12 protein-coding genes are annotated in these 10,958 nt (G+C 39.3%); 1 reads left to right on the top strand and 11 read right to left on the bottom strand.

What is annotated here, in order from left to right; translation table 11 throughout:
• Positions 1-34: 34 nt before the first annotated feature.
• From pdxJ to rpoE, 10 genes are all read right to left on the bottom strand, one after another.
• Positions 35-766, bottom strand: coding sequence for a pyridoxine 5'-phosphate synthase (gene pdxJ, locus P20429_RS14020; protein WP_007581734.1), 732 nt, complete (start codon positions 764-766; stop codon positions 35-37).
• A gap of 22 nt (positions 767-788) precedes the next feature.
• Entirely contained in the window at positions 789-1,481 is a 693-nt protein-coding gene (gene recO / locus P20429_RS14025) for a DNA repair protein RecO (RefSeq protein WP_007581733.1), read from the bottom strand.
• Positions 1,482-1,501: 20 nt separating this feature from the next.
• Complete coding sequence (era, locus tag P20429_RS14030; RefSeq protein WP_007581730.1) at positions 1,502-2,434, bottom strand: GTPase Era; 933 nt, start codon at positions 2,432-2,434, stop codon at positions 1,502-1,504.
• A complete protein-coding gene (gene rnc, locus P20429_RS14035; RefSeq protein WP_007581728.1) occupies positions 2,424-3,101 on the bottom strand; it encodes a ribonuclease III in 678 nt (225 codons plus the stop codon). Before rnc ends, era begins: the two co-directional genes overlap by 11 nt.
• Before the next feature lie 2 nt (positions 3,102-3,103).
• The gene (gene lepB, locus P20429_RS14040; RefSeq protein ID WP_007581726.1) at positions 3,104-4,039 is read right to left on the bottom strand and encodes a signal peptidase I; all 936 of its coding nucleotides are present in this window, start codon (positions 4,037-4,039) and stop codon (positions 3,104-3,106) included.
• Positions 4,040-4,055: 16 nt separating this feature from the next.
• Positions 4,056-5,843: a translation elongation factor 4 gene (lepA, locus tag P20429_RS14045; RefSeq protein ID WP_007581724.1), complete on the bottom strand. Its 1,788-nt coding sequence runs from the start codon at positions 5,841-5,843 to the stop codon at positions 4,056-4,058.
• Positions 5,844-6,118: 275 nt separating this feature from the next.
• Complete coding sequence (locus tag P20429_RS14050) at positions 6,119-6,568, bottom strand: SoxR reducing system RseC family protein (protein WP_007581722.1); 450 nt, start codon at positions 6,566-6,568, stop codon at positions 6,119-6,121.
• A 19-nt stretch (positions 6,569-6,587) separates the two neighbouring features.
• A complete protein-coding gene (locus tag P20429_RS14055; protein WP_007581719.1) occupies positions 6,588-7,538 on the bottom strand; it encodes a MucB/RseB C-terminal domain-containing protein in 951 nt (316 codons plus the stop codon).
• A 4-nt stretch (positions 7,539-7,542) separates the two neighbouring features.
• Positions 7,543-8,160 carry a sigma-E factor negative regulatory protein gene (locus P20429_RS14060; RefSeq protein ID WP_007581717.1) on the bottom strand — a complete coding sequence of 206 codons (618 nt, stop codon included), beginning with the start codon at positions 8,158-8,160 and terminating at the stop codon, positions 7,543-7,545.
• A gap of 1 nt (position 8,161) precedes the next feature.
• Positions 8,162-8,743 carry an RNA polymerase sigma factor RpoE gene (rpoE, locus tag P20429_RS14065; protein ID WP_002958721.1) on the bottom strand — a complete coding sequence of 194 codons (582 nt, stop codon included), beginning with the start codon at positions 8,741-8,743 and terminating at the stop codon, positions 8,162-8,164.
• A 246-nt stretch (positions 8,744-8,989) separates the two neighbouring features.
• Here rpoE and nadB point away from each other — a divergent pair, with 246 nt between their 5' ends.
• Entirely contained in the window at positions 8,990-10,600 is a 1,611-nt protein-coding gene (gene nadB / locus P20429_RS14070; RefSeq protein WP_007581714.1) for an L-aspartate oxidase, read from the top strand.
• On the opposite strand, the gene P20429_RS20835 is transcribed toward nadB, so the two are convergent.
• A complete protein-coding gene (locus P20429_RS20835) occupies positions 10,575-10,931 on the bottom strand; it encodes a hypothetical protein (RefSeq protein WP_007581712.1) in 357 nt (118 codons plus the stop codon). The two genes, nadB and P20429_RS20835, sit on opposite strands and share 26 nt — an antisense overlap.
• Between the last annotated feature and the right edge of the window lie 27 nt (positions 10,932-10,958).

Below are 10,958 nucleotides of genomic sequence, written 5' to 3'. Positions count from 1 at the left end.
AATTAAGCTTTTTAAATACTTATGTAGATTCGTATTACATTCTTGCTTCAATCATTAATCGTTTCATGTCGCGTACGGCTTTATCGAGCCCATCTATCGCTGCACGAGCAATAATAGCGTGGCCAATATTTAGCTCATAAATCTCAGGCATCGCGGCAATGGGTTTAACGTTATGGTAATGAAGACCATGGCCAGCGTTAACAATCAAACCTAAGCTTGCTGCGTATTTAACACCTTCACGAATATGCTCTAACTCTTTGTGTAAATCAGTATCATTTGTTGCATCAGCATACGCGCCTGTGTGTATTTCTACATAAGGAGCACCACATTCTTTAGCTGCATCTAATTGTGCTTTATCTGCATCAATAAATAGCGATACTTTAATACCCGCGTCGGTAAGCGTTTTTGTTGCGGCTTTAATTTTATCTATATTACCCGCTACATCTAAGCCGCCCTCGGTGGTTAACTCTTCGCGCTTTTCAGGTACTAAACACACGTACTCGGGTTTTACTTCAAGCGCTATCTGTATCATTTCATCGGTAACAGCGGTTTCAAGATTCATGCGAGTTTGGATAGTTTTAGCCATCACATAAACGTCGCGATCTTGAATATGGCGTCTGTCTTCACGTAAGTGAATCGTAATACCGTCTGCGCCTGCATGCTCTGCTACACTGGCTGCATGGGCTGGATCTGGGTAACTTGTTCCACGCGCTTGACGAAGTGTTGCAATATGATCTACGTTTACACCCAAAAGAATATCTTTCATTTTCTTACCTGTAAAATTACGTTTATTGAGAGGCCATAAATAGCTCACGGCTTTTTAATGGTTTACTACCTAATAAGGGTTTTAATAAATAGCGACTTAATTGCTTTGCCATATATAGCACATCACTTTGGCTAAAGTCATGATTTGCTATGGCGTTGAGTTGTTTGCCACTAAATCCAGAACGCGTATCTTCTTGTACTAAAAAACCAAGTTCGGGGAAATAACTATACGTCTGCTTTTCATCTATTGGTTCACCACTGGCATCAAAACTAAAATCCACGCCATAACCGAGTAATTCCAATAATTGAAATTCGTACGAGCGAAGCACTTCTTGTAAATTGGCTCCGCTGTTTAGGTTTCCTAGGTGCGATTTATATAGCTCAAATACTTGTTCAATTGGCTCATTAACAGGAACGATGCGATTAGTTAGCTCATTCAAATAAAAACCACAATAAAGCTCATCACCTTTTAAAAAGTGCGGGTTACCATGCAGTTCAAACTTATTGATATATTTTAAATCGTACTTGCCACTGTAATTAACAAGGAGTGCCTGGAACGGCTGAAGTTGTGCTTTATGTTTAGTGGCCTGGCGACCACTAATTCGGGCCAGCATTCTTAACTGGCCAACGCCTTCTACAAGCATATCTAACATTACTTGGGAGTCACTATAAGGACGCCGATGTAATAAATACGCGGTGTAGAAGTCGCTATCCATTCACTAAGCTACTGCTTGGTTTAGTCTTCACTGTAACCTAAGCTTCTTAGTGCACGTTCATCATCAGCCCAACCCGACTTAACTTTAACCCAAAGCTCTAAAAATACTTTGTTATCAAGCATTTCTTCTATGTCTTTACGGGCTTCACGGCCAATGGTTTTTAGCTTTTCGCCTTTATTACCAATAACCATGCGTTTTTGTGTTTCGCGCTCAACAAGAATTAACCCATTGATGTGCCAAATACCGTTGTCTTGCCATTTAAACTGCTCAATTTCAACAGTCACAGAATACGGTAGTTCTTCACCCATAAAACGCATTAGCTTTTCACGGATAACTTCAGCTGCCATAAAGCGCATCGAACGGTCAGTTACATAATCTTCAGGAAAGTAAAATTCGCAAGGAGGTAAGCGTTTAGTTACTTCTGCTTTGATTAAATCAACGTTTTTACCTTGCGTTGCTGATACTGGCATAATTCCAACAAAATCAAACTTGTCACTTAACCACTTCATATGAGGCAATACAAGATCACGGTCTTTAACTTGGTCAATTTTATTAATAACTAATAATACAGGCTTACCACTTTGCGATACTTTATTAAGTACCATATCGTCATCTGCATTCCAATGAGTGCCTTCAACGACAAAAATAATAAGCTCTACATCGCCGATAGAACTAGACGCTGCTCGATTCATTAGACGGTTAATAGCACGCTTTTCTTCAACGTGTAGACCCGGTGTATCTATGTATACCGCTTGGTGTTTATCTACGGTATGAATACCCATAATACGATGACGTGTAGTTTGTGGTTTACGTGAGGTAATACTCACTTTTTGCTCAATGATTTCATTAAGCAAAGTCGATTTACCTACGTTTGGTCGACCGACAATCGCCACCATTCCACAAAATGTATCTACATCACGTTCATGAGGCTGTATTAAGGTATCAAGGTTCATTTTTAAGTATCTTCAATGCTTTTTCGGCAGCTTTTTGTTCGGCCTTACGGCGCGAGCTACCAACAGAAATTATGCTATCCATTCCATCAACAATACATTCAACCGTGAATGTTTGATTGTGTGCTTGGCCTTGTGTATCAACCACTGTGTAGCCCGGTAACGATAATTTACGGGCTTGTAAATACTCTTGCAGCAGGGTTTTAGGATCTTTCTGGTTAAGCCCTGGTGAAATAGCATCCAAACGTGATTGGTACCACGCCAATATAAGATCGCCACAACTGTCGATACCTGAATCTAAAAATGCAGCGCCTATAATAGCTTCTACTGCATCAGCAAGCGTTGACTCGCGACGAAAACCGCCACTTTTAAGCTCGCCCGGCCCTAAGCGTAAATAATCGCCTAGACCAAATTCAAGACCAAACTCAGCAAGTGTTTGACCACGCACAAGTGTTGAACGCATGCGACTTAAATCGCCTTCACGCGCTTTAGGGAATTTGGCATAAAGTGCATTGGCAATCACAAAGCTTAAAATCGAGTCGCCTAAAAATTCTAGTCGCTCATTATGTTGGCCTTTGTGGCTGCGGTGCGTCATTGCTTGTTCAAGTAAACCTTGATCAGCGAATTCATAGCCAATTTTTTTATATAATTCTGTTACATTTTTTTTCATCGTTACTGAATATTACCTAGGCGTTCAAAGCGAACACCAGTTGGAACCCATCCTGGTAAAATATCATCAGGGCCATTCTCAAATTCAAAACTCATCCATATAAAGACAGCTTTACCCACCAAGTTTTCTTTTGGTACAAAGCCCCAAAAGCGACCATCTTGGCTGTTGTCGCGGTTATCACCCATCATAAAATAATGATCAGCAGGAACAGTCCATTCATCAGAAGGCGTGCCCGGTTGCTGATAGTAACGCCCTTTTCTTTCAGGCGCTTGTGGGTTGATTAATATATCATGCGTAACTGTTGTTAAATTTTCATTCACACGAGCTAGAGGCATTGGGCCTTGTTTAAATTCGTTATCATTAATTAGTTTAAAATCAATTTTATTGAATTCATTACATAAAAGCTCACCCTGTTGGGTTTCGCCTTCTTTACAGTTTGGCTGAATATATAAACGTTTATCACGATAAACAATTTTATCGCCAGGTAAACCAATCGTACGTTTAATATAGTCAACACTTTCATCTAAAGGGTATTTAAAAACAACAATATCACCACGTTCAGGCTCACCGATATCAACTAACTGAGTGCGCCAAACTGGGTCTTTTATTCCATATGAATACTTTTGTACTAAAATAAAGTCACCCACTAACAGTGTAGGCATCATTGAACCAGATGGAATTTGAAACGGTTCAAAAATAAATGATCTAAAAATAGTAATTGCTGCAATCATCGGGAAAATCGACTTTGCTGTTTCTGTTAGTACTGGTTCTGGTGCAATTAATGCCGCAGTTTCTTCATCTAACGGAGCTCCAGCAGACGTTTGCGCTATCGCTAAGCGTTCCTGTCTTTTAGGTGCATACATTAAGTGATCTATTAACCATATTAAGCCTGAGCCTAAGGTTAATAGCACCAATAAAACTGAAAAATAACCAGCCATTTATAATCCTTTGTTTTTATTTACCAACTTTTAAAATAGCTAAAAACGCTTCTTGAGGCACTTCAACATTACCTACTTGCTTCATACGTTTTTTACCATCTTTTTGCTTTTTAAGTAGCTTTTTCTTACGACTCACGTCGCCACCGTAACACTTAGCAATTACGTTTTTACGTAACTGTTTTACCGTAGTACGTGCAATAACGTGTTGTCCAATCGCTGCTTGAATCGCAATATCAAACATTTGACGAGGAATAAGCTCTTTTAATGCATCAGCTAACTGACGACCACGAGACTGAGCACCATCGCGGTGAACAATAATCGCAAGTGCGTCAACACGCTCACTATTGATTAAAATATCAACACGCACCATATCTGATGTTTGAAAGTGTTTAAAGTTATAATCAAGCGATGCAAAACCACGGCTTGTTGATTTTAATTTATCAAAAAAGTCCATTACCACTTCAGCCATAGGTAGCTCGTACGTAACAGCTACTTGCTTTCCGTGATAGGTCATTTTTGTTTGGCTGCCGCGTTTTTCAATACACAAAGTAATAACATTACCTAAGTATTCTTGTGGTACCAAAATATTAGCTTCAACAATCGGCTCACGAATTTCTAAAATATCGTTTACTGCAGGTAAATCAGACGGGTTATCAATCTGGAATGTACCTTCTTTAGTAACTATCTCATAGATTACCGTAGGTGCCGTTGTAATTAAATCAATATCGTATTCACGCTCTAAACGCTCTTGAATGATTTCCATGTGTAGCATACCTAAAAAGCCACAGCGGAAACCAAAACCTAATGCAGTTGAATTCTCTGGTTCAAAGAATAACGACGCATCGTTTAAGCTTAATTTATTAAGCGCATCACGGAATGATTCATACTCATCTGATGCAATTGGGAACATACCTGCATAAACCTGAGGCTTAATTTTTTGAAAACCAGGTAAACGAAGTGGAGCCGCATTTTTTTGATGAGTTATAGTATCGCCTACTGGCGCACCATGTATCTCTTTGATGCCAGCAATAACAAACCCTACTTCACCGGTTCTTAAAATACCGGTGTTAGTTTGCTTAGGTGTAAACACACCCACTTGGTCGGCAGTATGTATATGCTCATTCGACATTATTTTTATTTTGTCGCCAGTGCGTAATTCACCGTGCTTAATACGCACTAATGATACAACGCCTTGGTATGGGTCAAACCAAGAATCGATAATAAGTGCTTGTAGAGGTCCATCTGTATCGCCTACTGGCGGCGGAACATCTCTAACAATCATTTCAAGAACTTCGGCAATACCTACACCCGTTTTAGCGCTACATTGCACTGCATCAAGGGCATCAATACCAATAATTTCTTCAATTTCTTCTGCAACGCGCAAAGGATCCGCTTGCGGTAAATCGATTTTGTTAAGTACTGGAATTACTTCTAATTCCATTTCAATAGCGGTGTAACAGTTAGCTAATGTTTGTGCTTCAACGCCTTGGCCTGCATCAACAACGAGTAGTGCACCTTCACATGCAGCTAAAGAACGCGATACTTCATATGTAAAATCAACGTGTCCTGGAGTATCAATGAAATTAAGTTGATAAGTTTCGCCATCGTTCGCTTTGTAATTCAACGTTACACTTTGCGCTTTAATGGTAATACCACGTTCGCGCTCAATATCCATTGAATCCAAAACTTGTTTTTGCATTTCACGGTCGGTTAAACCGCCACAAACTTGGATCAAACGATCTGAAAGGGTCGATTTACCATGGTCAATATGGGCGATGATCGAAAAATTACGGATATGCTTCATAAACTGGATTCTATACTTCTATTTTAATGGACTAAATATGAATACCTAAGTGACTTGAAAATACTTGCTGTAGGATGCCATAAGCTCAGTTTGTAAATTACAAACATCACGAATGCTTTTTAATATTGATTAAAACCATTTTATTTATTGAATAACAATAAGTTAAACTTATTTAATTTACATAATTCAGCTAGATAAAATAATTTAAAAAACCACTATTCCCTGTATTTCCAAGTTACTTTGGTATAAAACGGCAATTTTACATTTAATTGGCGTCAATCACCATCTATTTGAGTTAAAGGGATACTAATTGGGTGAATTTTTATAACTTTTATATCGTGCTTTAGCGATTTCACGCGAGTTTTAGCTATAAAGAAACCAGTAACACCACCTAACGCTGCCGCTAATATTTGCCAACCTTCACTTATTAAAAATAACTCAGATGCAATCATTGCAAACACAAGACTTAAAAATAGAGGTAGCATGTATACCGCAAATGCATGCTTAACGACGTGGCTATCGTCAAGTGACAAAGTTACTTTTTGCCCTATTTCAACAGAGGATTCGAATTTATAAGGGAAGGTTTTTTTTGCAGTGCCAAATAGCTTACCAAACACTTGTGAGCCGCAACGACCATTGCAGCCTTCACAAGCTTGTTTTTGTTGTGCTTCTAAATGAGCAATGTGGCCATCGAGGGCCACAACAGTGAGGGTTTGTTCAATCATAACAATCCTTACGAATCGTTTATAATGCGCGGGTAACTGACTCAGCAATCGCTTTTGCGGTCATACTCGGTACATTACCAACAACCGATACATCAAAATTACCGCCATTATGCACATATACTGTCGTTGCACCAGAGGTTAGTGCACCACTTAAACGCTTACCCGGTAATGGACGCTGAATAAATACCGAAATTTCAACAAAACCATCAGAGAACAAGTAATAGTCTGTTAATTCGTTATTTAAATCGAGCTTATGTCTGTCTGATTTTAGTAATTCAAAGCCATCCGGTAACCAACTAATTTGCCAGTTAGTCGCTGTACTGTCTTCGTTTATAAGTGCATCGTTTGGTAAAGGCGTTGGAAAGTTTCGATTGAGGACTTCAAGTAACATACCTGCTGGCTGCTCTGTCACACTAATGTGAGTAAGCTGTAACTGCTCTAAGGCCTCACCTTCATGGTTAACGTACGCGGCTTTTAGTAACAACGACGACTCCATATCCAGCCAAATCCAATAATTATATTTATACTCGTCTTTAGATTCTATTCGAACTAGTTGTGCAGCACGCCCAGCAATACGACCTTTCCCGCCTAGTACAAAATCATAGTGCGCGCTTAAGCGATCTATATCTTTAAAAAGTACTTCAGGGATTGGACCCGCTATTGAATCTGTTTTTAGGGAGTATGGTTCTGACTGAGGTTCAAAATAAGTAACTTGGTTGTCAATACGGACCATTTCAAGCCCAGCACCGTTAAGTAAACTTAAATGCTCAAGTTCTGTGTCACCTTGTAAAGCATGCACCCATCGGTAGGGTTCCATTGTTTTACCTTTGACAACCACAAACGAAGCGTCAAAATTACGAGTGTGAACGGCATTAGCCATTTTTAGTAATAAATCTTTGGCAGGATTTGTGTCGTTGGCAAATGCATTAAAGCTTACTACCAACGACAGAACAAAAGTGATTACTTTCATTTAATTAGTTTTTTTCCTCAGACGCTTTGGTATTAGTTTGCGCTGTTTCTAAAGAATTCGCAACTCGTGCTTGGCGTTGATGCTCAAGAACTAATGCACCAATACGTTGTTGCTGTAATTCACGTAAACCTTGCTCTGCATTTTCAAGCGCAGGCTCAGATGAGTAACTTACTGGCGATGCCATACCTGTCAGCGGTGTGGTTTGTAGTAATGGAATTTCGCTTTGTTGCTCGTTGTTACTTTGAGGAAGCGTATTAACTCCCACAATAGCAAACATTGCCACACTGGCTGCAATTGCTAGTTGAGCAACTGGCTTGCGCCAATTAAAAGCCACTACTTTATTATCTTGTACCGTCTCAGTGATTGCTTGAGGCTGTGTTTTTGACTGACTAAAGTCAGCATAAACAGGCTCGCTTTCTAGTGCTAATGCAACGCGATCGCTAATATCAATATGTATGTCGTTATTATTTTTTTGAGCACGCATCGCATCACCAATTAACGCATAACGGCCAAACGTAGTTACATCTTGCTCTGCAATTTTTGCATCAGTCAGATGTTGCTCGCCATCAAGTAATGCCGATAACGCTTCGTTATCTAACTTGTTAAGGTGTGCTTTTGTCATACTAAGACTCGCCTATTAATGGGTTTAATTTGTTATCTATTGCTTCACGGGCACGAAATATACGCGAACGCACAGTCCCGACCGGGCAATCCATTACCACTGCTATTTCTTCATAGCTCATCCCTTCGATTTCTCTAAGGGTGATTGCGGTTTTAAGATCTTCAGGCAAACTATCAATCGTATTAAAAATAACAGCGCGTACTTCTTCGCTTAAAAGTAGGTTTTCAGGAGATGCATTAGATCGCATTGAATCTGCACAATCATAAAACTCGGCATCTTCAGCGTCTATATCATTTGCTGGCGGCTTACGCCCCTGGGCTACTAAGTAATTTTTAGCACAATTAACGGCAATACGGTATAACCACGTGTAAAAGGCGCTGTCACCTCTAAAGTTTGGAAGTGCACGGTAAGCTTTAATAAAAGCCTCTTGTGCTACATCAGCAATATCGCCTTGGTTTGATACATAACGTGAGATCAAACCTGCAATTTTGTTTTGATACTTCTTTACTAATAGGTTGAAGGCGTTTTTATCTCCTTGCTGGACCCTTTTTACTAGCACTAAATCTAATTCCTGCTCGCTCATTCGAGCCGGTACTCCTATGTCTGATTTTTGCTTGTTATTCATATTGTCGTCATTGTTCACAAATACTCTGACCTCTTTATGAATAAAAAGTTCTGCTTAATATTATTTTTTTATAAAATAGATGATAAATAACGGCGCTAAGCCTTTAAAATCACTACGTAGTAGTATGACAAATATGGTACAACTACAGATATTAAAAACAAATATTGCTCTATACGAGCATTGTAACCGCAAAGTACCTCTGACATGAACCAAAATAAACATCACATTGCAGATGTCGCTATTATAGGTAGCGGCGCAGCAGGCTTATCACTTGCATTATCTCTAGCTAATTATTGTAACGTTACCGTGATCAGTAAAGGAGCGCTTACAGAAGGTTCTACTTTATATGCTCAAGGTGGTATAGCAGCTGTATTTGATAAACAAAACGACAGCATAGAATCTCATGTTGAAGATACACTCGATGCGGGCGGCGGTTTATGCGACAGAGACGCTGTTCATTATACTGCCAGCAATGCTCACGATTGCCTACAGTGGTTAATCGACCAAGGTGTTCCCTTTGATATGGAGTTTGATAGCAAAGGAAAAGAGCGTTTTCATTTAACACGTGAAGGCGGTCACAGCCATCGTCGTATTTTGCATGCAGCCGATGCTACTGGCAAAGCTGTGCAAACCACGCTTATTAGCCAAGTTAAAATTCATAAGAATATAACGCTCTTAGAGCAATACAATGCTATTGATTTAATTACAGATAAAAGCGCCGGAAAAACAGGATCACACATTGAAGGTATGTATGTGTGGAACAAAAAAGCTAAAAAGGTAGAAACCATTTCAGCTAAATTTGTTGCTCTTGCCACTGGTGGCGCAAGCAAAGTGTATTTGTATACATCTAATCCAGATGTATCAAGTGGTGATGGCATTGCAATGGCATGGCGCGCAGGCTGTAAAGTTGCCAATATGGAATTTAATCAATTTCATCCAACGAGCCTTTATCATCCAGAGCTACAAAACTTTTTAATTACAGAAGCTATGCGCGGTGAAGGGGCTTATTTAAAACGACCTGATGGCACTCGTTTTATGAAAGACTTTGACAGCCGTGAAGAACTTGCTCCACGCGATATAGTGGCACGCGCAATCGATTTTGAAATGAAGCGTTTAGGTGCTAATTGTGTTTATTTAGATATTAGCCACAAAGATAAAGACTTTATTATTGAGCACTTTCCTACTATTTACGCAAAATGCCTAAGTGTAGGGCTTGATATAACAAAAGAAGCAATCCCAGTTGTACCTGCTGCGCATTACACTTGTGGTGGCGTAATGACCGACTTTAACGGTAAAACAGATCTCGATAACTTGTATGCTGTTGGCGAAGTCGCTTACACAGGCCTACATGGTGCAAACCGTATGGCAAGTAATTCATTATTGGAATGTATTGTATTTGCCCACGCTGCAGCTAAAGATATTTTAAGTAAAATTGAACATGCACCAGAGCCAATGGCTCTACCTCATTGGGATGAAAGCCGTGTTAGTAACTCTGATGAAGAAATTGTTATTACCCATAACTGGCATGAACTACGTTTATTTATGTGGGATTATGTAGGTATTGTACGCTCTACTAAACGCTTAGAACGTGCACTGCATAGGGTTGAGTTGCTGCAGCAAGAAATACACGATTATTATGCAAACTTTAGAGTAAGTAATAACTTGCTTGAGCTTCGTAACTTAGTACAAGTGTCAGAACTCATTATTAGAAGTGCAATGGAGCGAAAAGAAAGCAGAGGCCTACATTATACTATTGATTACCCTGAACAAAATGAAAATCCAACACCGACTATTTTGACTCCAAAACGCAATTAATCGCGCTTAAAGTAGCACGTTTTAGACGCGCATAGCTTTGTTCATTAACACCATTGGCTGAAATTATAAGCCAATGGTTGTTACTAAAACCTTTAATGTGTAGCCATATATTATTGCCATAAAAACGGCTTTTTTTACTAATTTCACCCTGAATTTTTAAACCCTCGCCCTCAAATCTAAATAGCTTGGGTTCTAGAATTATAACGCCATGGTTTGGATGAATTGCCAACACTTTTTGCCACACTAAAAAGCCAGCTAATATATTAATTATCAAACAAAAAAGCATAGCTAGTAGCGAATCTAAAAATAAACATAATATTAAACTGAGCATGCAAAAAAAGACCACAATAGGTTTGTG

Origin of the sequence: Pseudoalteromonas sp. BSi20429 (genome assembly GCF_000238895.1) — a bacterium.
Classification (GTDB): Bacteria; Pseudomonadota; Gammaproteobacteria; order Enterobacterales; family Alteromonadaceae; genus Pseudoalteromonas; species Pseudoalteromonas arctica.
This window is presented reverse-complemented; position numbering and strand designations above follow the sequence as displayed.

Excerpts from the sequence above, each read along its gene's own strand:
- pdxJ (WP_007581734.1), bottom strand. The coding sequence starts at position 766 with ATGAAAGATATTCTTTTGGGTGTAAACGTAGATCATATTGCAACACTT.
- recO (WP_007581733.1), bottom strand. The coding sequence starts at position 1,481 with ATGGATAGCGACTTCTACACCGCGTATTTATTACATCGGCGTCCTTAT.
- era (WP_007581730.1), bottom strand. The coding sequence starts at position 2,434 with ATGAACCTTGATACCTTAATACAGCCTCATGAACGTGATGTAGATACA.
- rnc (WP_007581728.1), bottom strand. The coding sequence starts at position 3,101 with ATGAAAAAAAATGTAACAGAATTATATAAAAAAATTGGCTATGAATTC.
- lepB (WP_007581726.1), bottom strand. The coding sequence starts at position 4,039 with ATGGCTGGTTATTTTTCAGTTTTATTGGTGCTATTAACCTTAGGCTCA.
- lepA (WP_007581724.1), bottom strand. The coding sequence starts at position 5,843 with ATGAAGCATATCCGTAATTTTTCGATCATCGCCCATATTGACCATGGT.
- P20429_RS14050 (WP_007581722.1), bottom strand. The coding sequence starts at position 6,568 with ATGATTGAACAAACCCTCACTGTTGTGGCCCTCGATGGCCACATTGCT.
- P20429_RS14055 (WP_007581719.1), bottom strand. The coding sequence starts at position 7,538 with ATGAAAGTAATCACTTTTGTTCTGTCGTTGGTAGTAAGCTTTAATGCA.
- P20429_RS14060 (WP_007581717.1), bottom strand. The coding sequence starts at position 8,160 with ATGACAAAAGCACACCTTAACAAGTTAGATAACGAAGCGTTATCGGCA.
- rpoE (WP_002958721.1), bottom strand. The coding sequence starts at position 8,743 with ATGAGCGAGCAGGAATTAGATTTAGTGCTAGTAAAAAGGGTCCAGCAA.
- nadB (WP_007581714.1), top strand. The coding sequence starts at position 8,990 with ATGAACCAAAATAAACATCACATTGCAGATGTCGCTATTATAGGTAGC.
- P20429_RS20835 (WP_007581712.1), bottom strand. The coding sequence starts at position 10,931 with ATGCTCAGTTTAATATTATGTTTATTTTTAGATTCGCTACTAGCTATG.